We start from the raw sequence: 21,244 nt of genomic DNA, 5'->3' as shown, positions 1-21,244 counted from the left end.
CGCCCAGCGCATGTCTGCCCCGATCACTCCCGGTCTCTTGATCCTCCACGGTAACCAGATGGAGCTGCTGCGCAGCGCCGTCTTCGACTGGCTGCGCAACCATCCTCTGGGCCCGCTCGAGGAAGAGATTTTTCTGGTCCAGTCCAACGGCGTGGCCGAGTGGCTCAAGATCGCGCTGGCCGAGGAAAACGGCGTCTGCGCCGCCACCCGCGTGGCGCTGCCGGCGCGCTTCATGTGGGAAGCCTACCGGGGCATGCTGGGGCGCGAGCGCGTGCCGCAGCGCGCGCCGTTCGACAAGGACCCGCTCACCTGGCGCCTGATGCGCCTGTTACCGACACTGCTGCAGGACGACGGCTATGCGCCACTGGCGCGCTTTCTCGCCGATGGCGACGCCGAGCGCCGCCTGCAACTGGCCGAACGCGTGGCCGACCTGTACGACCAGTACCAGGTGTACCGCGCCGACTGGCTGGCCGATTGGGCTGCGGGCCGCGACGTGCTGCGCCGCGCCGGTGGCGACCTGGTCCCGCTCGCGCCCGAGCAGCGCTGGCAAGCCTGCCTGTGGCGCGCCGTGCACGCGAGTCTGCCCGAGACGCAGCGCGAGAGCGGCCGCGCCACCATTCACGACCAGTTCCTCGCCGCCGTCGCGGCGGACGTTGCGCCGGCCAGCCGGCTGCCGCGCCGCGTGGTGCTGTTCGGGATGTCGACGCTGCCGTACCAGACACTGCAAGCGATCTCGGCGCTGGCGCGCCACACGCAGGTGCTGTTCGCCGTGCCGAATCCATGCCAGTTCTACTGGGGCGACATCATCGAAGGCAGCCAGTTGCTCAAGGCGGCGCGCCGCCGCCAGCCGCAGCGCGAGGGCGTCGACCTGGGCACGATCCCGATCGAGGAAATGCATGTCCACAGCCATCCGCTGCTGGCCAGCTGGGGGAGACAAGGGCGCGATTTCGTGCGCATGCTCGATGAGTTCGACCAGCAGAACGAAGCGAGCGAAGATGGTGAAGGCCAGCCGGCGCCGCTGCGCGTCGACCTGTTCACCGACGACGACGGCGGCACGCTCCTGTCGCAGGTCCAGGCCGCAGTGCGCGACCTGGTGCCGCTGTCCGAGCACCCGCACGTGCCACCGATGCTGGATGACCGCTCGATCGAATTCCACGTCACGCACAGCGTGCAGCGCGAGATCGAAGTGCTGCACGACCAGTTGCTGTCGTGGTTTGCACAAGACCCGACGCTGCGCCCGCGCGACGTGGTGGTGATGGTTCCGGATATCGACGCATTCTCGCCCGCGATCCACGCGGTGTTCGACCAGCACCGGCGGCACGACCCGCGCCACATCCCGTTCGAGATCGGCGACGTGCGCGACCGCAGCGTCAATCCGCTGCTGGTCTCGCTCGAGTGGCTGCTGCGCCTGCCGCAGCAGCGCTGCCGCCAGAGCGAGGTGCGCGACCTGCTCGACGTGCCTGCCGTCGCGCGCCGCTTTGGCGTGACGAGCGAGGATCTGCCGATCCTGGGCCGCTGGATCGATGGCGCCGGCGTGCGCTGGGGCCTGGACCACGACCACCGCGCGGGCCTGGGCCTGGGGATGACGGGCGAGCAGAATGCCTGGATCTTCGGCGTGCGCCGCATGCTGCTCGGCTACGCCAGCGGCGCCGGCGCCAGTTTCGGCGACATCGAGCCGTACGCCGAAGTCGGTGGCCTCGATGCCGCGCTGGCCGGCTCGCTCGCCCAGCTGGTTGAATGCCTGCTCACCTGGCGCGGCCGGCTCGATGCATCGCTGCGGCCGGCCGAATGGGGCGAGGCGGCGCGCGAGATGCTGTCGTGCTTTTATGCGGCCGGCGACGAAGCCGACCGCCTGACGCTGTCAAACCTGGGCGAGGGCCTGCAATGCTGGCTCGAAACCTGCGCGGCGGCAGGCTTTGACGAACCGGTACCGCTGGCGGTGCTGCGCGAAGCGTGGATGAACGAACTCGATGCCCCCACGCTGAATCACCAGTTTGTCTCGGGCGGCGTGACCTTCTGCACCCTGATGCCAATGCGCGCGGTGCCGTTTCGCGCCGTCTGCCTGCTGGGCATGAATGACGGCGACTTCCCGCGCCGTGCGCGCCCGTCCGACTTCGACCTGCTGGCACTGCCCGGCATGGCGCGCCCGGGCGATCGCTCGCGCCGCGACGACGACCGCTACCTGATGCTCGAAGCCCTGCTGGCCGCGCGCGACAAGTTCTACGTGAGCTGGGTCGGGCGTAATGTGCGCGACAACAGCGAGCAGCCGCCCTCGGTGCTGGTGGCGCAGTTGCGCGACTACCTGAAGGCCGGCTGGGACATGAACGACCTGGATCACATCACGACCGAGCATCCGCTGCAGCCATTCAGCCGGCGCTACTTCCAGCGCGGCGGCCTGCTCACGTATGCGGGCGAGTGGCGCACCGCGCACGGCACCGATGAGCACTCCGTCGACGATGCCTTGCCGGCGTACGAGCTGGAGCCCGACTTTGTCCTCAAGCTGGGCGAACTGGCCAGTTTTCTGCGCCAGCCGGCGCGCTTTTTCTTTCGTCGCCGGCTGGGCGTCGTGTTTGCCGATGCTGCGCATGTCGGCGATGACGAAGAGCCGTTCGGGCTGGATGCGCTGGAGCGTTACCAGATCGAAGACCACCTGCTCGACGACAGCGGCGAGGCCGAGGCAATTGGCGACGTGCGCGCCACGCTGGCAGTGCGCGCCGAACGCCTGGCGCGCGAAGGCGTGCTGCCGATTGGCCTGATGGGCCGCATGTGGCAGGAGCAGCTGGTGGAGAGCCTGGCGCCCGTGCGCACCGAGTGGCTGCGCCTGGGCTTGCGCTTCCCGCAAGCGGCGCCGAAATTCGCTGTCAGCCTGCTGCTGGGTGATATCCATCTGGACGACTGGATCGACCGCCTGCGCTCCAGCGGCGAAGGCAGTGCGTGGCTGATGCAGATCTCGTCGAAGGTGCTGGACCGGGCCGGCAATCCACGCGGCGACAAACTGATCGCACCGTGGCTGCGCCAGCTGGCGGCTGCCGCTGCCGGCAATCCGGTGACGGGTTATCTGGTGGCGCGTGACGCCGTGCTCGAAATGGCGCCGCTGGCGCAGGAGGCGGCGCTGGAGACGCTGCGCGATCTGGTGCGCCTGTGGCGGGCCAATCTGGACAGCCCGCTGCCGGTGGCATGCAAGACGGCCCTGAGTCACCTGGCGCAGGGCGATCCGCGCGCGACCTACGACGGCGGCTTCGAGCTGCGCGGCGAGGTCGATGACCTGTGCCTGGCGCGCCTGTGGCCGGACTTCGACGCGTTGAAGAATGCCGGCGGCTGGCCCGACCTGGCCGAGGAACTGTATGGACCGCTGGCACGCTGGATGCAGGACTGCGTCAAGATCAAGCCGTTGCAGGAGTCGTCCACATGAGCACCAAACTTGAACCGGTGGATTTCCCGCTGCATGGCTCGCGCCTGATCGAAGCGTCGGCCGGTACCGGCAAGACCTGGACCATCGCCGCGCTGTACGTGCGCCTGGTGCTGGGGCATGGCGGGCAGGATGGGTTCATGCGTCCGCTGCTGCCATCCGAGATCCTGGTGATGACGTTCACGCGCGCCGCCACGCGCGAACTGGCCAACCGCGTGCGCGAGCGGCTGGTGCAGGCAGCGAGCTACTTCCGCGGGGAGCTGGACATCGCCGACCCGTACCTGCACGAGCTGGCCGCCAGCTACACGGCAGGCAGCGAGCGCCAGATCGCCGGGCACCGCCTGTTCATGGCCGCCGAAACGATGGACGAAGCGGCGATCTTCACGATCGACGCCTGGTGCCAGCGCATGCTGCGCGAGCACGCATTCGACAGCGGCAGCCTGTTCGACGAAGAACTGGTCAGCGACGAACGCGAACTGTTCGAAGACGCCGCGCACGACTACTGGCGCCAGCAGGTCTATCCGCTGGGCGCCGAGTCGCTGGCGATCGTGATGGACAGCTGGCGCGATGTCGAGGCGCTCAAGACGAGCGTGCGCGAGCTGGTGCGGCGCGACGCCTTGCTCGGCGCGCTCGCGACCGAACCACTGAAGCAACTGGTCGCGCGGCTGGCCAAGGCGCAGCGCGAAGAGCTGATGCGCCTGAAGGATGGCTGGTTCGAGCGCGCCCACGAGATGGAGCGCTGGATCGCGGGCCACCGCGAGCGCCAGCCCAAGTGCTTCAACGGCAACAAACTGCGCGCCGACTCGCTCGTCAAATGGTTCGAGGCGCTGCGCGCGTGGGCCACGGACCCGGCGCGCCACATGCCGGACCTGACCGACACGGCGTGGCGCCGCCTGACGCCGGACGGCATCGCCGACGCGTTCAGCAAGGACTTTTCGACCGAGGTGCCGGACTGTTTCGACGCCACCGCCGCGCTGCAGGCCAGCCTGGCCGCGCTCGACCCGATCGCCCACGCGCTGCTGCGTCACGCCGCCGGCCATATCGGCGCGCGCATGCAGGAGCTCAAGCGGCGCAACCGCCAGTTCGGCTTTGCCGACATGCTCGAACGCCTGAAGGTTGCGCTCGAAGGTGAGAACGGCGCCGCACTGCGCGCGCGCATCGTGGGCCAGTATCCGGTGGCGCTGGTCGATGAATTCCAGGACACGTCGCCCGACCAGTACCGCATCTTCGACCTGCTGTACCGGGTCGAAGCAAACGACGCAGAGCATGGGTTGTTCTTGATCGGCGACCCGAAGCAGTCGATCTACGGCTTTCGCGGCGCCGACATCCACAGCTACCTGGCCGCGCGCCGCGCGACGGCGGGGCGCCACTATCAGCTCGACACCAATTACCGCTCGACCGCGCCGCTCGTGAGCGCCGTCAACGGCCTGTTCCTGCATGCCGAGGGCGCGCATCCGGGCGCCGCGTTCCGGTTCCGGCGTGGCGAGGACAACCCGCTGCCGTTCGACGCGGTCAAGGCGCAGGGCCATCGCCGCCATCTCGTGGGTCTCGGCACTGACACCGGCGCGCTGTCCGTGAACATCGTGGACCGCGCCGACCTGAAGGCCGACGACTACCGCGATGTGTTTGCCCATCACTGCGCCGAACACATTGTCGGGCTGCTCAACGATGCGCGCGTGGGCTTCGAAGACGACGACGCTGGCGCAGGTTCCACGCTTACGCGCCTGATGCCGGCCGATGTCGCGATCCTCGTGCGCGACCGGCGCGAAGCCGGCGCCATCCGGCGCGCGCTGATGCGGCGCAAAGTGGCCAGCGTCTACCTGTCCGACAAGGATTCGGTCGTCGAAAGCGACGAAGCGGCCGACGTGCTGCGCTGGCTGTACGCGGTAGCCAATCCGCTCGATGGCGCGCTGGCGCGGGCGGCGTTTGCCACCGCCACCGCGGGCCTGGGGCTGGCCGAACTGGCGCAGTTCTCGCACGACGAGATGGTCTGGGAAGCGCGCGTCGAGCAACTCAAGGCCCTGCACGGCAGCTGGCAGCGCCAGGGCGTGCTGGCGATGCTGCGCCGCTTCATCCACGAACTGGGCTTGCCGGCGCGCCTGCTGCGCGAACCGGGCGGCGAGCGGCGCCTGACCAATCTGCTGCACCTGGCCGAACTGCTGCAGGAAGCCAGCAGCCAGCTCGAAGGCGAACAGGCCCTGATCCGCTGGTTCGCCGAACAGATCGACGGGCTGGGGTCGAGCGGCGACGAGCGCGTGCTGCGCCTGGAGAGCGACGCCGAACTGGTCAAGGTCGTCACCGTGCACAAGTCGAAAGGCCTGGAGTACCCGCTGGTGTACCTGCCGTTTGCCGTGACGGCGCGCGCGACCAACCGCCGCAACCGCGCATTCTTCGAGTACGTGGACGATGCCGGCACGCGCCACCTCGACCTGGCCCTGACCGACGACGCGCTGGCGGCGGTCGACCGCGCGCGCATCGAGGAAGACCTGCGCCTGCTGTACGTCGCGCTGACGCGCGCGCGCCACTTCCTGTGGCTCGGCGCGGCGGCCGTCTCCGGCACGCGCAAGGGCGAGAACAAGCTGCACGAGTCGGCCCTTGGCTATCTGCTGGCCGGGGGCGAGCGAATAGCTGCCGAGGCACTGCGCGGGCACTTCGATGTCGTGGCGGGCAGCGCTGACGGCATCTCGCTGCACGCGTTGGCCGAACCGGACGCGGTGACGATGCTGTCGCGCCAGGATATCCGCCCGGACCTGCTCGATGCGCCGCGCTACCGCGCCGAGTTCGAGCGCGACTGGTCGGTCGGCTCGTTCACGTCACTCACGCGCCATGCGATCGCGCCGCCCACGCCGATGCGCTCGCAGGACCAGACGCTGATGGAGGACGTGCCGCAGGCGGCCACGCCGCCCCGCATCGAAGACGCGCCGTGGCACCGCTTTCCGCGCGGCTCGGTGCCGGGCAACTTCATGCACGAGCGGCTCGAATGGCTGGCGCGCGAAGGCTTCGGTTGCCTGGACGACCCGAACTGCGAGGCGCGCCTGGTGCAGCATATCGAGCGTGCGGGCTGGGGCCACCGCCTCGCCGATGCGCTGGCCTGGCTGCGCGAGATCGTCGATACACCGTTGCCGCCACTGAATGCGCGCCTGCGTGACCTGCACGGCGTGCTGCCCGAGATGGAGTTCTGGTTCCCGAGCGAGCACCTCGACCTGCAGCGCCTGGATGCGCTGTGCCGCACGCATCTGCTGGGCGGGCTCGAGCGGCCGGTGCTGCCCGAGCGTGTGTTGCACGGCATGCTCAAGGGCTTCGCCGACCTGGTGTTCGAGCACGAAGGCCGCTACTGGGTGCTGGACTACAAGTCCAATGCGCTGGGGCCGGGCGATGCGTCGTACAGCCAGGCAGCCATGACCGCCGGGATGGCCGAACACCGCTACGAGATCCAGGGCAGCATCTACCTGCTGGCCCTGCACCGCCTGCTGCGCGCGCGCTTGGGCGACGCCTACGAGCCCGAATACCAGCTGGGCGGCGCCGTCTTCATGTTCCTGCGCGGGATCGCCAACCCCGTCACGCGTGGCTGCTGGGTACTGGCGCCCGACCTCGAGCTGCTGGATGGACTGGAACGCTTGCTGGACAAGGATGCACATGGCGAAGCTTGATGCCGATATCGAAGGTTTGTGGCGCGAGATCGGTGCGCTGACCGAAGCGGGCGAGCTGCGCCGCCTGTCGGGCGCGTTCGCGCGCTTCATTGCGCAACTGGGCGACGCGCCGCCGGCGCTGATCCTGGCGGCGGCGGTGCTGTCCGAGCTCGAAGGCCATGGCCACAGCTGCCTGCAGCTGGACGATCTGGCGGCCGGGCCGGCGCTGTTGCTGGGCTGGAGCGACGACGCATGGCGCCAGCTGGCGCAGGCGGCCGCGCCGCTGCCCCGTGGCGTGGCGGGGTGGAGCAAGCTGCTGGCGCACTGCCAGCAGGTCTGGATCCGGGGCGAATTCGATCTCGACCAGCCGCTGGTGCTCGATGGCCAGCGCCTGTACCTGCGGCGTTACTGGCGCGACGAGACACTGGTGGCGCAGGCCGTACGCGAGCGCGCGGCGGCCACGCATCCGGTGGACACAAAGCTCGTGCGCAGCTGGCTCGACAAGCTGTTTGTGGCGCAGCCTGGCGCGCAGGGGCCGGACTGGCAAAAGCTCGCCTGCGCGGTGGCGCTGCGCAGTTCGGTGGCAATCATCACGGGTGGTCCCGGCACCGGCAAGACTTATACGGTGGCGCGCCTGCTGGCCCTGCTGTTCGCGACAGCGCCGGAAGCCGGGCGCCAGCGCGTCGCGCTGGCCGCACCGACGGGCAAGGCGGCGGCGCGCCTGAAGCAATCGATCGACAAGGCCCTGAATGAACTGGCGGACCGCGTCGGCGGCGACCTGCCGCTGCGCGAGCTGACGGCGCGCATGGGCGCGGCGCGCACGCTCCACAGCCTGCTCGGCGCGCGCCCCGACACGCGCGCATTCGCGCACCATCGCGGCAATCCGCTCGACGTCGATGTGCTGATCGTCGACGAGGCATCGATGGTGCACCTGGAGATGATGGCCAGCCTGCTTGATGCGCTGCCCGCGGGCGCGACGCTGATTCTGCTGGGTGACAAGGACCAGCTGGCGTCGGTGGAGGCGGGCGCGGTGCTGGGTGACCTGTGCCATGCGGCGCACGAAGGCCACTACAGCGCGGCGACGATAGCCTACATCGAGGCCGCGAGCGGCGAGATCATCCCGGACATCTATCGCGGCGACGGCGGCGCACTGGCCCAGCAAACCGTGATGCTGCGCTACAGCCGCCGCTTCGGCGGACCGATCGGCCAGCTGGCGCTGGCGGTCAATGGTGGCGACACCGCGCGCGCCGAACAGGTCCTGCGGGCCGGTGACGAGAGCGTGCGCTGGCTCGAACATGCGCAGCCCGCCCAGCTCCTGCAGCTGGCGCATGCCGGGTATGCGCCGTACCTGCAGCTGCTGCGCGACGGCGCCAGCGGCGAGCACGAAGACTGGGTGCGCCGGATCCTGCTCAGCTTCGAGACCTTCCGCATCCTGTGCGCGGTGCGCGATGGCGAGTGGGGCGTGGCGGGCCTGAACGAGGCCATCGAAAAGCGGCTCGCAGCGAGTCACTTGCTGCGCCATGGCGCCGAGTGGTATGTCGGCCGGCCGGTCATGGTCACGCGCAACGATTACTCGACGCGCGTGTTCAACGGCGATATCGGCGTCACGCTGCCCGATCCGGCGCGCGCCGGCGCTCTGCGCGTCTATTTCCTCGAAGGCGACGCCGTGCGCAGCGTGCTGGCCACGCGCCTGCGCAATGTCGAAACGGCGTTCGCGATGACCGTGCACAAGTCGCAGGGTTCGGAGTTTCGCCACACGGTGCTGGCGCTGCCGCGCGAGCGCAATGCAGTGCTCACGCGCGAGCTGGTCTACACGGGCATCACGCGCGCCAGCGAAGTGTTTACGCTCGTGACGCCGGGCGGCGACGTGCTGCAGGAAGCGATTGCCAGCCGCACGCACCGTACGAGTGGCTTGCGCGACCTGGTGGCGTAAGCTTTCACCCTTGCGACGCCGTGAGAATGCGTGCATTTGACGGCGTCGCAGTTCGCTAGAATGTTTGCTTCATACTGAAAAGGATCGATATGCGCGCCCTGCGACTTGCCCTCATCGCTGCCGCCCTGGTGGCCGGCCTTGCCAACGCGTCGCCAAGCGCGCCGCGCGATGGCGCGGACTTCACGACGCTGGCCACGCCGCAGCCAACCCAGGCCGAGGGCAAGAAGGTCGAGGTCATCGAATTCTTCGCGTATCACTGCGGCGCCTGCAATGCCTTCGAGCCGACGCTGAAGAACTGGGTCAAGCAGCAGGGCGACCGGATCGCGCTGCGCCGCGTGCCGTTGCCGTTCCAGGGCCCGGCCGATCCGGAAGCGCGCCTGTTCCTGACGCTCGAGGCGATGGGCAAGCTCGATGCGTATCACGGGCGCGTCTTCAATGCCGTGCACGTCGAGCGAAAGCGCCTGATGAAGGACGCCGACATCATCGCGTGGGCCGGCGAGAATGGACTCGACAAGGCGGCGTTTGCCGACACGTGGAACTCGTTCGGCGTGCAGACCCGGCTCAAACGTCTGAGCCAGATTGTCGACGCCTACAAGGTCACTGGTACCCCGACCATTGTCATCGATGGCACGTATGTCGTGTCGCCATCGCAGGTGCAGCAGGCGAACAGGATCCAGGATGCCGCTGACGTCATGGCGGCGACCGGGCAGGTGATGGACGCGCTCGTGGTAAAGGCAGCTGCAACCCGGTAAAACATGCCGGACCGGATGTGCAATAGACAGGGGCGACCATGCTGTTTTCCACCGATTTCGTCCTCCGCCCTTATGCTCCTGGCGATGCGCCGGCACTGGTTGCGGCCATCGTCGAATCGACACCGACGCTCGCGCCGTGGATGCCCTGGGCGACGGCGCAGTTTTCAATGAACGATGCCCTTGCCTGGATCGCGACCTGCGAGAAGGGTCGGACCGATGCGACGTGCTTCGAGTTCGCTATCTTCGACCGCGCATCCGGCATGTTCGTCGGCGGCTGTGGCCTGAACCAGATGAACGCAATGCATGGATTCTGCAACCTTGGTTACTGGGTGCGCCAATCGTGGCAGCGCAAGGGCGCAGCGTCGGCAGCCATCCGCGCGCTCGCCGATTACGCCTGGACGGAACTGGAGGTGCAGCGTCTCGAAGTCGTGGTGGCCGTCGGTAACGACGCGAGTCTGAACGCCGCCCGCAAGGCCGGGGCGTTCGACGAAGGCATCGCGCGCAAGCGGCTGAAACTGGGACACAAGTGGGTGGACGCCCACATGCTGTCACTCGTCAAACGGTGAAGGCAAGAAAAAGGGGCCTTGCGGCCCCTTGATCGTATGAAAGACTTGTTCAGTCGCGGCGCTTGCGCGTCGTCTTGACCTTCGCGACCTTACGGTTCTTGGTCGCCTGGATCTTTGACTTGACGACCTTTGTGCGTGCTTTTGCCTTGGCTTTCACACTGCCGGCGCTGGCCTTGATGCGCGGACCGCCGGTGGCGGCGCGTGCAGCGCGCGCAACACGGGCCACAGGCGCGGCGTCGCCGGTCATGAAACGGCGGATGTTCAGTGCGTCGAGCACGCGCGCCGATGAGGCGCCGGCGTTCAGCAGCACGAGCGTTGCCTTCTTGCCGGCTGCCGTGATGTTCATGATCAGGCAACGGCCCGCTTCGTTCGTGTAGCCGGTCTTCGACAGGCCGATGTCCCAGCCCTTGGCGCCGACGAGGCGATTGGTGTTGTGGTATTCAACGCCGCGGCCGTTGATGTCGATCGTTTCCCTGGTCTCGGTGGTCATGCGCACGATGTCCGGGTATCGCACCGAGGCGACGGCCATCTTGACCAGATCGCCTGCGGTGGAGCGGTTCTGCGGCGACAGGCCTGTCGGCTCTTCGATCGTGGTCTGGGTCATGCCCAGCGCGCGGATCTTGCGGCGCACGGCCGCCTTGAAGGCTTCGTTACCGCCCGGGTAGGTACGGGCCAGCGCGGCGGCAGCGCGGTTGTCCGAGGACATCAGCGCCAGGTGCAGCACGTCGCTGCGCGAGATGCTGGCGCCGACCGGCACGCGCGAGCTGCTGAACTTGACGCGGTCGACGTCGTCGCGGTCGATCTCGATCTGCTCGTTCATGTCGAGCTTGGCGTCGAGCACGACCATGGCCGTCATCAGCTTGGTCAGCGATGCAATCGGGACGACGGTGTCAGCATTTTTTTCAAGGAGGATTTTGCCGGTGTCGTTTTCAACGACGAGCACGGACTGTGAGCCGAACGGCACAGCGAATGCCGCGGCCGACAACGTCATCAGGGCCGTGGCGAACAGGTGTTTGATCATGTCTGTCTGGAATCTGGGTTGAGGTTGATGGAGCTGGGCACCGGGCGGCGCGGATCAACATCTGTTTCTAGAGCAACTAGAAGGCAGGCAAGATAGCATCCATCTGCCACGCATGTCTATGGTGCGCAGAAAATTCCCCTGTCTAAACCCAATTTTCTATCGAAATAGGGCATTGCAGGTGCATATTATTAATAGGGAATGTCGCATGGAAATGTCGACTGACGTGCTCGCCGTGTCGAAAATGCAAAGGCGCAATCAACGTTAAATAGAGCCGAGCCATGAACTGATGAGCGGTCGCATGGTCCAACCCCTGTCCCCAGCGTCAGGAGTCGTTGATGAAATCGCCACGTTTCAAGAACTGGTTCGCCAGGTTGCCTTCACTAAACGGGCTGCAGCGTCGGCAAGTGCTCGACGCCCTGCATCCCGCAGCCGGGCTCGATCAGGTAGTGGCACTGATCGCTGAGGCCAGAGGCCCGGGCCGGTGTTGTCCCCGTTGTGGTAACCAAAGATGCCACCGGCACGGCTTCGCCAACGATCTGCAGCGTTTTCGCTGCTGTGCTTGCGGCCGTACATTCAACGACCTGAGCGGCACGCCGCTGGCGAGGCTCAGGCTCAAGGGTAAATGGCTCGCGTATTCGCAGGTATTGCTTGACTCACTGTCCGTGCGCAAGGCGGCAGATCGCGTGGGCGTGCACCGCAATACCGCCTTCCGATGGCGGCATCGCTTCCTCGACTGGGTCAAGCTTGACCGGCCGGTATCCCTGAATGGCATCGTCGAGGCCGACGAGACCTTCCTGCTCGAATCGCAAAAAGGATCGCGCACGCTCGACCGGCCACCGCGCCGGCGGGGTGGCCGCGCTGCCAAGCGTGGTATTTCGCGGCATCTGGATTGCATCTTGGTCGCGCGCGACCGCAACGGCAACACCATCGATGCCGTCACTGGCCGGGGAGCCTTGACGGTTGCGCACCTCGAACGCGACTTGCAACCGCGGCTCGATCCGCAGGCGCTGCTGGTGACCGACAGCCATGCCGCCTACCGGGCCTTTGCACGCAAGCACAGGATTGCGCATGAGGCCGTCAATCTCCGTGCCGGCGTACGCACCCGGCACCTGGGCAGTCGTGCCATTCACGTTCAGAACGTGAACGCGTATCACGGGCGCTTCAAAGCCTGGCTGCTGGGTTTTCGCGGCGTGGCCTCACGCTACCTGCGCAATTATCTGGGCTGGCGCTGGGCTTTGGACGGTGACCGGGTATGTTCCCCAGAACAATTGCTATGCATCGCAATCGGCGTCATCAACAGATAAAGTTGACTGCGCCAATGCAAACAGCCCTGCGCGTGGCAGGGCTGCTGGAAGGTGCTACGGATTACTTCGCGGTATAGATCTTGTCGAACTCGCCGCCATCGTCAAAGTGGCGCTTTTGCGCTGCGCGCCAGCCGCCAAAGACTTCATCGACCGTGAACAGGCTGATCGGCTTGTAGTTGGCCGCGTACTTCTTCATGACGGCTTCCGAGCGAACGCGCATGAAGTGCCTGGCGCCGATTTCCTGACCCACCGGGCTGTACAGGAAGTTCAGGTAAGCCGTCGCCGGCTGGCGCAGCTTCTGGCGATCGACGACCTTGTCGACGACGGCCACCGGCGACTCGGCCAGGATCGAGCTGGTCGGGTAGACGACTTCGAAGTCGTTGCCGAATTCCTTGCGCACCATGCTCACTTCGTTTTCGAACGTCACGAGCACATCGCCGATCTGGCGCTGGGTGAAGGTGGTGGTCGCGGCGCGGCCGCCGCCGTCCAGGATCGGCACGTTCTTGAAGATCTTCGAGACCAGGTCGCGGGCAGCGGCTTCGTTGCCGCCTTTCTTGATCACGGAACCCCACGCGCCCAGGTAGGTGTAGCGGCCGTTGCCGGCGGTCTTCGGATTCGGGATGATCACGGCCACGCCGGGACGCGCCAGGTCTTGCCAGTCGGCTACCCGCTTCGGGTTGCCCTTGCGGACCAGGAACACCATGGTCGAGTAGTAGGGCGCCGCATTGTTCGGGAACTTCTTGGCCCAGTCTTTTGCTACCAGGCCGCGGTCGGCCAGCATGTCGATGTCATTGGCCTGGTTCATCGTGACGACCGACGCCGCCAGGCCATCGGCCACGGCGCGCGCCTGCTTGCTCGAGCCGCCGTGCGACTGCTTGACTTCGACCGTCTGGCCACTTTGCTGCTTGTAGGATGCGATGAACGCCGGGTTGATTTCTTTGTACAATTCACGGGCGACGTCATACGACACGTTCAGCAGCTCTGGCCCGGCGGCGCTGGCGTGCAGCGGCACGGCGCTGCCGGCAGCCAGGACCAGCGCCAGGATCGAGCGGCGCAGCTTGTTCGGAGGGGTGATGCGCATAATGTAGTCTCGCTTGCTTGAAGTTGGAGTGACAGCGTGCATGTTCCCCGATGCCGTCGTCAAACGGAACAATACTTTCGTCATATGGTTATGCCCATCATGCGCTTGTCCCTGCCGCCAGCAGGGTCGTTGGCTTTCAGTGTATAGTCGAGCCCGTGTTAAGCCGGGGGCGCCAACTGTCGCCACCTCACGTCTTTGTACCGTATTTATGTTGATGATCGATGTCCACGCGTATTGAAATCCGCAAGGCGCTTCCCTCCGACGCCGCGCCAGCCTGCAATCTGCTGCGCCGCTCCATCGAGGAAGGCTGCCGTGCCGACCACCATGGCCAGCCGGCATTACTCGACGCCTGGCTCGGCAACAAGACGCCGGCCACCGTTGCGGCCTGGTTTGCTGCGCCCGCCAATTTTGCCGTCGTTGCCGAGAGTGAAGGGCGGATGGTCGGATTGACTCTGTTGACCCCGGCCGGCAAGGTGGCGCTGTGCTACGTGCTGCCCGATGCGCTGCGCTGCGGCGTGGGCCGGGCGCTGCTGGCGGCGGTCGAAGAGCAGGCGCGTGCCTGGAACATCAGCAAGCTGCATCTGCACAGCCCCGCTGGCGCGAGTGCGTTCTTCGAGCGCCACGGCTACAGCAATGCAGGCAAGGAAAAATCCTGTTTCGGCCTCGATAGCGACCTGATGTGGAAGCGCCTCGACGGTGCCGGCGAAGGCAGCGCGCGCAAGCGCTTCTGCAACTGCAGCGACTGAGCGGTCGAGCAACGCGCGCGCTGCACGCCCGCAGCACGCGACCCAGCGCTATCCATGACGAGTACGCTATAGTACGGCCCATCGATATTCACGAGTTAGACCAACGCATATATGGCTTCCCGCAGAGACTTCCTCCATCAGGGCGCGCGCCTTGCCGCCATCGGTGTCATCGGCGCGCCGCTGGCCGCCGCCGCAACTGACCTTCAACCGCCACCCGACCTGTTCGATTCGCAGGCGCTCGACCTCGATTTCTGGGTCAAGCCGCGTACCTTGTCGGTCACGCGCCCGCAAAGCGGCGAGACGGCCAACGTGCTGTACTGGAAAGACGGCGAAGTCATCGAGTCGGCGTACCAGGAACTATGCCATCTGCTGCGCGACGTGAACGGCAAGGCGTCCGCACCCATCGATCCGAAACTGTTCGAAATGCTGTGGAGCACCCAGGCCTTCATCGCCCGTTTCGGCATCATCAAGCCGCTCGAGATTTTGTCGGGCTACCGTTCGCCGGCATCGAATGCACGCCTGCGCGAGCAGGGCATCCCGGCGGCTCGCCAGTCGCTGCACCTGGTCGGCAAGGCGGCCGATATCCGGATCGCCAACCTGAATGAAGAAGTGCTTGGCGGCCTGATCAAGAGCTTCCGCGGCGGCGGCGTCGGCTACTACTACCGCAGCGGTCCGCGCGGCGGCTGGATTCACGCCGATACGGGCCTGGCGCGTACCTGGAAAGGCTGAGTTCGCGGCCGCAGCCCCGTGACGGGGCAGCGGTGTGCACGCGCTGCAACGGTGTGTGCCTGTTTGCTAACCTGGGCTAGTATGGACAGCAAGTGCCGGGGCGCCGCCCCGGTGGTGTCCACGTCACTTTTCCAGGAGGCTCTGATGTCAACAATCAATACCCCAACCATGGATCGCCGTTCGATTCCCGATCGCCGCGTGACGGCGCGTACGCATGGCCGCTCCGCCATGTCTGCACTGGATTACATTGCGATGGTGCTGTTGATTATTGGTGGCCTGAACTGGGGCATGGTCGGTCTGTTCGACATCGACATGGTCGGCGTGCTGTTCGCGCCGGGCTCGACGCTCACCCGTGTTGTCTACGTGCTCGTTGGCCTGGCGGCGTTGTACTCGGTTGTCACGATGGCCAAGATGGCCGGCAGCAAGCGCCCATAAGTGGTCATTCGCATTGGCCTGATCTCCGATACGCACGGCCTGCTGCGTCCGCAGGCGCTCGGCTTCCTGCAGGGTAGCGATGCCATCCTGCATGCGGGCGACATCGTTGATCCGGCCACGCTCGAGCGCCTGGCCGAGATCGCACCGCTCACGAGCGTGCGCGGCAATAACGACAGCGGCGCCTGGGCCCGGGCATTGCCTGAAACCGTCACCGTCACCTACGGGGGCGTCGCCATCCACATGCTGCACGACCTGAAGGAGCTTGCCATCGACCCGGTGGCAAGCGGCGTGCGCGTTGTCGTCACCGGGCACACGCACAAGCCGGCCTGCGTCGAGCGTAGTGGCGTGTTGTATGTGAATCCTGGAGCGGCTGGGCGGCGCCGGTTTACGCTGCCTGTGTCGGTCGGCGAACTCATCATCGACAATGGGCAGGCAAGCGTGCGGCTCGTGACGCTCGAGATCCCATGATGTAAGCGTGACCCTGGTAAGCATGACCCCGGCAAGCGTGGACCTGGCCCGCGGCGATGGAAATTGCCGTAAGATACGCCCCGTCCCCATTTGCTTGCAGCACATGACCCTCCCGCCAGAACAACCACCCCGCTTCAAACCCCGCCCCTGGAATGCGCTCGAGACGCCGCAAGACGTCGAGCTCTGGATCGACGAGCACAACGCCGCCATGCAGGAACTGATCACGCCGCAGGAAACAGGCGTCGGCATCTGCTTCGCGCTGGCCGAAGGTGGCCTCGTGCACATGCAGACGACGGCTGACGCCATCCTGCTCGACGTCGACAGCGATGCCGCCTGGATCGCGCCCCTGATCATGGCCGCCACCGGCGCCGAGCAGCCGCGCGGCCAGATCTGGGTGCTGCCGGACGATAAGCTCGTCCAGCTGATCCTGGGCTTGTCGACGCTCGTGCAGAGCACCACGCTCGTCACGGGCCATAACTTCGGGCCAGGTTCGCGTCCGAGCTGGTAAGCCGCTTCAGTAGGGCAGTCCCGTGACCTCCAGCGGCAATTGCCAGACGGCGCCGGCGCCCGTGATGTACAGCGTCTTGCCGTCAGTACCGCCGAACGCGACGTTGGTGACATTGGCGTCGACCCGGATCGTCGCCAGTTCGCGGCCCTGCGGCGAAAACACCCGCACCCGCTTGGGCGCATGTTCCGTCACATACAGGTTGCCGTGGCAGTCGAGCGTCATGCCGTCGCCGTTCTCGATGCCCTTGATCAGGTCGCGCCCGGCCTGTGGCACGCCATTCTTGATCGGGTAGGCACGCACCGCGCCATCGCTCGCATTTACATACAGTGTCTTGCCGTCGAGTGACAGGGCAATCCCGTTCGGATTCTTGCGCGAGCCATCGACCAGCGTCACCGCGCCATCCGTCCCTACGCGATAGATGCCGGTCGCCGGCTGGCCGCCGGGCGCCGCGGCTTTCTGGTAATCCGGATCCGTGAAGTAGATCGTGCCATCGGCCGCGATGGCGATATCGTTTGGTGAATTGAAGACCTGGCCCTGGAACTGTGAGGCGACAGTCGTGCGCTTGCCGTCCACCATGTCGTAGCGCGACAGCGCCTTGTACTTGTGGGTGGCCGCGACCAGTTTCCCTGCGGCGTCGACCGCCAGGCCGTTGCTGCCCGCATCCTCGATCGCTGTCGTGACGTCACCGCCCGGCGTGTACTTGCGCACGCGTGACGGAAAACCCTGGCTGAAGCTGAAGTCCGAAAAATACAGCGCGCCATTCGTCCATACCGCCCCCTCATACAAGCCCGGTTCGCCCCGCGATGGCGTGATCGCAGCGATGCGCTCGGCTTTCAGCTCGCCCGACGGGGCCTTGCCGCTGCAACTGGCGGCTGGCGCGGCCCATGCTGCGCTCGAGAGGATAGCGGCAACGCTGGCAGCAAGCATCAGGCGAACAAGCGGAACACGGGGGGTAGCGGGACAAGTAGCACGACGGGGGGACACGGACATGGGCAACTCCTGGCAAAGTGAACGGTAGATGAGGGCGGTGATACCGCTATCATTTCAGATGAATCAATTGTATCCTTCTCTCCACAAGACGATAACATTCCCGCAATCTTATTGGAGGAGACAAGCATGATCGATTTACAACGGCGCGGCCTGGTGATGGCTGCAGGTGGCGTCCTGGCGGCAAGCGCAGTGAACCCGGGCTGGGCCAGCACCGGCCGCAAGCTCGGCTATGCCATCGTGGGCCTGGGCGGCTATGGCCTGGGCCGCATCATCCCTCAGTTCCAGAATTGCCAGCATAGCCGCCTCGTGGCGCTCGTCAGCGGCGACCCCGCCAAGGCAAGGAAGGTAGCGCAGGAATACGGCGTGCCAGAGCGCGGCATCTATTCGTACAGCGATTTCGACCGCATCCGTGACAACCCCGACATCGACATCGTGTATATCTGCCTGCCCGTGTTCATGCACGCTGAGTACACGATCCGGGCCGCGCAGGCCGGCAAGCACGTCATGTGCGAAAAGCCGATGGCCATCAATCCAGCCGAGTGCGAACAGATGATTGCCGCCTGCCGCAAGGCGGGCAAGAAGCTGATGATCGGCTACCGCTCGCGCTTCGAGCCGCACAATGTCGAGGCCATTCGCCTGGCGCGCGCGGGCGCGATCGGCAATATCCGCTACTTCCGCTCCGAGCATGGCTTTGTCGCCGGCGACGCGAACACCTGGCGCATGAAGAAGGCGCAGTCGGGCGGCGGCTCGCTGATGGACATCGGCATCTATGCGCTGCAGGCGGCGCGCTACATGACCGGCGAAGAGCCGGTGGCGGTGTTTGCCAAAGAAACCACCAATCGCAGCGACCCGCGTTTCCGTGAAGTGGAAGACATGATCGACTTCCAGCTCGAGTTCCCGTCCGGCGCGATCGGCTCGTGCATGTCGATGTACAGCGCGAACCGCAACCAGTTCGTGCTGATGGGCGACAAGGGTCGCATCGAACTGGAACCGGCCACTGCCTACAGCGGCCAGCGCATGTGGGTGGGCCAGGAACGCAGCGACAAAACCGAGGTCAAACCCCCACCCGGACCGTATGCGAACCAGTGGGTTGGCCAGCTCGACCACATGGCGCAGTGCGTCATGCAGAACCGCGAGCCGCTCGTGCCTGGCGAAGAAGGCCTGCGCGACATCCGCATCATCGAGGCCGTGTACCGCTCGGCGCGCGAACAGAAGCGGATCGTCGTGCAGTCCTGACCCTCGCAATGCTTCTGGCCCAGCCTGCTGCATTTCGGTTATAACGTATCTTTGACCGTGCGGGGGCAAGGGGATGGCTGAAGGGATCGCGAACGGAAGGCGGCGCCGGGTGCTGGGACAGTTGCTGGCGCTGCCGGCGTCAGCCGCACTATGCACGCCACCGGCGGGCGCGGCGGGCCTGGCAGACCAGGCAGGCCAGGCAGGCCAGGCAAACCCACCCGGCCCACGGGGCACCCTGCGCATCGCGCTCGAGGGCACCTATCCGCCTTTTAATTTCACCGACCCGGCGAGCGGGCAACTGACCGGCCATGACGTCGATGTGGCGCGCGAGGTCGCTGCGCGCATGGGCCTCGCGCCGCAATTCGTGCTGACCGAATGGAGCGCGATCCTGCCGGCGGTGCGAGCGGGCAGGGTGGATGTGGCCATCAGCCAGGTCATCATCACGCCACAGCGCGCGAAAGCGTTCGACTTTTCCGCGCCATATTGCTATTCGCAATCCCAGCTGATCGTGCGCAAGAATGAGCGCGCCACCTACAGCACGCTCGAAGACCTCAAGGGTCGCACACTGGGCGTGCGCCAGAACAGCGTGTTCGAGCAGCAGGCCAGGGCGATCCAGGGCATCGGAATCAAGCGCTATCCGGCCATCCCCGAGAATCTGCAGGACCTGGCCTTTGGCCGCATCGACGCCTTGCTCGACGATAGCCTGCTGGTGCATTACCTGATCCGCAAGACACAGCTGCCACTGAAGGCCGGCGCCCGCATCGGCGCGCTAAAACCTGTCGGCATCGCCCTGCGCAAGGGCCGTTCGGCGTTCAGACTGGCGATCGACAAGGCGCTGCGCGAGGCGCGCTCGGATGGCACGCTGCGCGCGCTGTCGCTCAAGTGGTTCGGTCAGGACGCCAGCAGCATGCCGCCATCCTGACGGCGCAAAAAAAGCGCGGCCCAGTCATGGCGCCGCGCTTTTGTGTGGACAGTGCCACGTCAGCGTTGTTTGTCCTGCTTGCCTTGCCAGTCGCTCTGCTGGTCCATCTGCCGGGACCCGCTGCCCGGCGAACCCTGGTCGCGGCTGGCGCGGTCGGCGTTCAGGTCATCCAGCGCCGGGGTGCCGCCTGATGCATGCTGGCCACCATGTTGCTGGTTCTGCTGTTGGGCACCGGTGCCTTGCCGGCTGCCGGTGTCATGCTGCTTGCCGTCCTGCGTGCGGCCACCTTGTTGCCCGGTGGATTGCTTGTTACCAGCAATATCCTGCTTGCCGCCTTGCAGATTGCTGTTCTGCTGCATGCCGGGGTTTGAGCGCCCCGATGATTGGTCATTGCTGCGTGTGGAATCACCCATCGCTGCCTCCTGCCACTGGTGTAGGAGCGACCCATGCTACGCCGTTCGCGTCGACCGCCAATCAGCAGATTGGCGGCGATCTTGCAGGATGATTCTTACAAAGTCAGCAGTAAAAGCGGAAGGCCCGCGCGATCACATGTTCGGATAGTTCGGACCGCCGCCGCCTTCCGGCGTCACCCAGACAATGTTCTGGGTCGGGTCCTTGATATCACAGGTCTTGCAGTGCACGCAGTTCTGGGCATTGATCTGCAGGCGGTCGCCCCCGTCTTCGCGCTTGACGTACTCGTAGACCCCGGCCGGACAGTAACGCTGCTCAGGCCCGGCGTACTTGGCCAGGTTGACGTCGACTGGCACGCTCGGATTTTTGAGCGTCAGGTGGATCGGTTCGTCTTCGCGGTGATTGGTGTTCGAGATGAACACCGACGACAGCTTGTCGAAGGTCAGCTTGCCATCCGGCTTTGGATAGACGATCGGCTTGAAGTGCGAGGCGGGCTTGAGGCATTCATGGTCGGCGTGCTTGTGGTGCAGCGTCCAGGGCGCCTTGCCGCGGAAGACGATCTGGTCGATGCCCGTCATGATCGTGCCCAGCACCAGGCCCTTGCTCATCCACGGCTTGAAGTTGCGTGCCACGTGCAGCTCTTCGTGCAGCCACGATTTTTCGAACGCCGCAGGGAAGCTGGTGAGCTCGTCGCTTGTGCGGCCTTCACCCAGCGCAGCAAACGCCGCTTCGGCTGCCAGCATGCCGGTCTTGATCGCGCCGTGGCTGCCCTTGATGCGGCTGGTGTTCAAAAAGCCTGCATCGCAGCCGATCAGCGCGCCGCCCGGGAATACGGTCTTTGGCAAGGATTGCAACCCCCCTGCAGTGATCGAACGGGCGCCATATGAGATGCGCTTGCCGCCTTCGAAGAAGCCGCGAATGGCCGGGTGCGTTTTATAGCGCTGGAATTCTTCGTATGGCGACAGGTACGGATTCTGGTACGACAGCCCGACGACATAGCCGACCGCGACCTGGTTGTTTTCCAGGTGGTACAGGAACGAGCCACCATACGTGTCGTTCGGCAGTGGCCAGCCGGCCGTGTGGATCACCAGGCCCGGCTGGTGC

At 65.8% G+C, this 21,244-nt stretch carries 18 protein-coding genes; 13 read left to right on the top strand and 5 right to left on the bottom strand.

The window, feature by feature from the left end; all coding sequences use genetic code 11:
* Positions 1–10: 10 nt before the first annotated feature.
* The 5 genes from recC (at position 11) to AC56LV_RS07725 (ending at position 10,289) form a co-directional block, all read left to right on the top strand.
* Positions 11–3,412 (top strand): exodeoxyribonuclease V subunit gamma, encoded by a 3,402-nt coding sequence (recC, locus tag AC56LV_RS07745; RefSeq protein WP_499556808.1) that lies wholly within the window; start codon positions 11–13, stop codon positions 3,410–3,412.
* Entirely contained in the window at positions 3,409–7,059 is a 3,651-nt protein-coding gene (gene recB, locus AC56LV_RS07740; protein ID WP_499556807.1) for an exodeoxyribonuclease V subunit beta, read from the top strand. The genes recC and recB overlap by 4 nt, the downstream gene beginning before the upstream one ends.
* Entirely contained in the window at positions 7,046–8,971 is a 1,926-nt protein-coding gene (recD, locus tag AC56LV_RS07735) for an exodeoxyribonuclease V subunit alpha (protein ID WP_499556806.1), read from the top strand. Before recB ends, recD begins: the two co-directional genes overlap by 14 nt.
* Positions 8,972–9,060: 89 nt before the next feature.
* Entirely contained in the window at positions 9,061–9,723 is a 663-nt protein-coding gene (locus tag AC56LV_RS07730; RefSeq protein WP_499556805.1) for a thiol:disulfide interchange protein DsbA/DsbL, read from the top strand.
* A gap of 38 nt (positions 9,724–9,761) precedes the next feature.
* Complete coding sequence (locus AC56LV_RS07725) at positions 9,762–10,289, top strand: GNAT family N-acetyltransferase (RefSeq protein ID WP_499556804.1); 528 nt, start codon at positions 9,762–9,764, stop codon at positions 10,287–10,289.
* Between the two features lie 49 nt (positions 10,290–10,338).
* On the opposite strand, the gene AC56LV_RS07720 is transcribed toward AC56LV_RS07725, so the two are convergent.
* Entirely contained in the window at positions 10,339–11,310 is a 972-nt protein-coding gene (locus AC56LV_RS07720) for a serine hydrolase (protein ID WP_499556803.1), read from the bottom strand.
* 335 nt (positions 11,311–11,645) lie between these two features.
* Between AC56LV_RS07720 and AC56LV_RS07715 the strand changes: the two genes are divergently transcribed.
* The gene (locus AC56LV_RS07715; protein WP_499556802.1) at positions 11,646–12,614 is read left to right on the top strand and encodes an IS1595 family transposase; all 969 of its coding nucleotides are present in this window, start codon (positions 11,646–11,648) and stop codon (positions 12,612–12,614) included.
* Positions 12,615–12,675: 61 nt separating this feature from the next.
* Here the strand turns inward: AC56LV_RS07715 and AC56LV_RS07710 are convergent, their stop codons facing one another.
* The gene (locus AC56LV_RS07710) at positions 12,676–13,695 is read right to left on the bottom strand and encodes a sulfate ABC transporter substrate-binding protein (protein ID WP_499556801.1); all 1,020 of its coding nucleotides are present in this window, start codon (positions 13,693–13,695) and stop codon (positions 12,676–12,678) included.
* 221 nt (positions 13,696–13,916) lie between these two features.
* Here AC56LV_RS07710 and AC56LV_RS07705 point away from each other — a divergent pair, with 221 nt between their 5' ends.
* The 5 genes from AC56LV_RS07705 to AC56LV_RS07685 all read left to right on the top strand — a co-directional run bounded on the left by AC56LV_RS07705 (position 13,917) and on the right by AC56LV_RS07685 (position 16,581).
* Complete coding sequence (locus tag AC56LV_RS07705; RefSeq protein ID WP_499556800.1) at positions 13,917–14,441, top strand: GNAT family N-acetyltransferase; 525 nt, start codon at positions 13,917–13,919, stop codon at positions 14,439–14,441.
* A 111-nt stretch (positions 14,442–14,552) separates the two neighbouring features.
* Positions 14,553–15,170 carry a YcbK family protein gene (locus tag AC56LV_RS07700; protein WP_332533731.1) on the top strand — a complete coding sequence of 206 codons (618 nt, stop codon included), beginning with the start codon at positions 14,553–14,555 and terminating at the stop codon, positions 15,168–15,170.
* Positions 15,171–15,314: 144 nt separating this feature from the next.
* Entirely contained in the window at positions 15,315–15,605 is a 291-nt protein-coding gene (locus tag AC56LV_RS07695) for a DUF378 domain-containing protein (RefSeq protein ID WP_499502785.1), read from the top strand.
* A gap of 6 nt (positions 15,606–15,611) precedes the next feature.
* The gene (locus AC56LV_RS07690) at positions 15,612–16,073 is read left to right on the top strand and encodes a metallophosphoesterase family protein (RefSeq protein ID WP_499557975.1); all 462 of its coding nucleotides are present in this window, start codon (positions 15,612–15,614) and stop codon (positions 16,071–16,073) included.
* Between the two features lie 103 nt (positions 16,074–16,176).
* Positions 16,177–16,581, top strand: coding sequence for a hypothetical protein (locus AC56LV_RS07685; RefSeq protein WP_183553116.1), 405 nt, complete (start codon positions 16,177–16,179; stop codon positions 16,579–16,581).
* Positions 16,582–16,587: 6 nt separating this feature from the next.
* Here AC56LV_RS07685 and AC56LV_RS07680 read toward each other — a convergent pair whose 3' ends face one another.
* Entirely contained in the window at positions 16,588–17,571 is a 984-nt protein-coding gene (locus AC56LV_RS07680; RefSeq protein WP_499556799.1) for an SMP-30/gluconolactonase/LRE family protein, read from the bottom strand.
* A gap of 126 nt (positions 17,572–17,697) precedes the next feature.
* On the opposite strand from AC56LV_RS07680, the gene AC56LV_RS07675 reads away from it, so the two are divergent.
* Together AC56LV_RS07675 and AC56LV_RS07670 are read left to right on the top strand one after the other, a co-directional pair.
* The gene (locus tag AC56LV_RS07675; RefSeq protein ID WP_499556798.1) at positions 17,698–18,807 is read left to right on the top strand and encodes a Gfo/Idh/MocA family protein; all 1,110 of its coding nucleotides are present in this window, start codon (positions 17,698–17,700) and stop codon (positions 18,805–18,807) included.
* A 73-nt stretch (positions 18,808–18,880) separates the two neighbouring features.
* The gene (locus AC56LV_RS07670) at positions 18,881–19,729 is read left to right on the top strand and encodes a transporter substrate-binding domain-containing protein (protein ID WP_499556797.1); all 849 of its coding nucleotides are present in this window, start codon (positions 18,881–18,883) and stop codon (positions 19,727–19,729) included.
* 59 nt (positions 19,730–19,788) lie between these two features.
* On the opposite strand, the gene AC56LV_RS07665 is transcribed toward AC56LV_RS07670, so the two are convergent.
* Positions 19,789–20,142, bottom strand: coding sequence for a hypothetical protein (locus tag AC56LV_RS07665; RefSeq protein WP_499556796.1), 354 nt, complete (start codon positions 20,140–20,142; stop codon positions 19,789–19,791).
* Positions 20,143–20,274: 132 nt separating this feature from the next.
* Positions 20,275–21,244, bottom strand: a 970-nt coding sequence (locus tag AC56LV_RS07660) for an electron transfer flavoprotein-ubiquinone oxidoreductase (RefSeq protein WP_499556795.1), incomplete at its 5' end; no start/stop codon positions are given.

The organism is Telluria sp. RB2R28, from assembly GCF_059685835.1.
Note: the sequence above shows the minus strand (reverse complement) of the source record. Positions and strands in the feature narration are given on the sequence as shown.

Bases quoted from the DNA above. Each gene is read 5' to 3' on its own strand.
- recC (WP_499556808.1), top strand. From the start codon at position 11: ATGTCTGCCCCGATCACTCCCGGTCTCTTGATCCTCCACGGTAACCAG.
- recB (WP_499556807.1), top strand. From the start codon at position 3,409: ATGAGCACCAAACTTGAACCGGTGGATTTCCCGCTGCATGGCTCGCGC.
- recD (WP_499556806.1), top strand. From the start codon at position 7,046: ATGGCGAAGCTTGATGCCGATATCGAAGGTTTGTGGCGCGAGATCGGT.
- AC56LV_RS07730 (WP_499556805.1), top strand. From the start codon at position 9,061: ATGCGCGCCCTGCGACTTGCCCTCATCGCTGCCGCCCTGGTGGCCGGC.
- AC56LV_RS07725 (WP_499556804.1), top strand. From the start codon at position 9,762: ATGCTGTTTTCCACCGATTTCGTCCTCCGCCCTTATGCTCCTGGCGAT.
- AC56LV_RS07720 (WP_499556803.1), bottom strand. From the start codon at position 11,310: ATGATCAAACACCTGTTCGCCACGGCCCTGATGACGTTGTCGGCCGCG.
- AC56LV_RS07715 (WP_499556802.1), top strand. From the start codon at position 11,646: ATGAAATCGCCACGTTTCAAGAACTGGTTCGCCAGGTTGCCTTCACTA.
- AC56LV_RS07710 (WP_499556801.1), bottom strand. From the start codon at position 13,695: ATGCGCATCACCCCTCCGAACAAGCTGCGCCGCTCGATCCTGGCGCTG.
- AC56LV_RS07705 (WP_499556800.1), top strand. From the start codon at position 13,917: ATGTCCACGCGTATTGAAATCCGCAAGGCGCTTCCCTCCGACGCCGCG.
- AC56LV_RS07700 (WP_332533731.1), top strand. From the start codon at position 14,553: ATGGCTTCCCGCAGAGACTTCCTCCATCAGGGCGCGCGCCTTGCCGCC.
- AC56LV_RS07695 (WP_499502785.1), top strand. From the start codon at position 15,315: ATGTCAACAATCAATACCCCAACCATGGATCGCCGTTCGATTCCCGAT.
- AC56LV_RS07685 (WP_183553116.1), top strand. From the start codon at position 16,177: ATGACCCTCCCGCCAGAACAACCACCCCGCTTCAAACCCCGCCCCTGG.
- AC56LV_RS07680 (WP_499556799.1), bottom strand. From the start codon at position 17,571: ATGTCCGTGTCCCCCCGTCGTGCTACTTGTCCCGCTACCCCCCGTGTT.
- AC56LV_RS07675 (WP_499556798.1), top strand. From the start codon at position 17,698: ATGATCGATTTACAACGGCGCGGCCTGGTGATGGCTGCAGGTGGCGTC.
- AC56LV_RS07670 (WP_499556797.1), top strand. From the start codon at position 18,881: ATGGCTGAAGGGATCGCGAACGGAAGGCGGCGCCGGGTGCTGGGACAG.
- AC56LV_RS07665 (WP_499556796.1), bottom strand. From the start codon at position 20,142: ATGGGTGATTCCACACGCAGCAATGACCAATCATCGGGGCGCTCAAAC.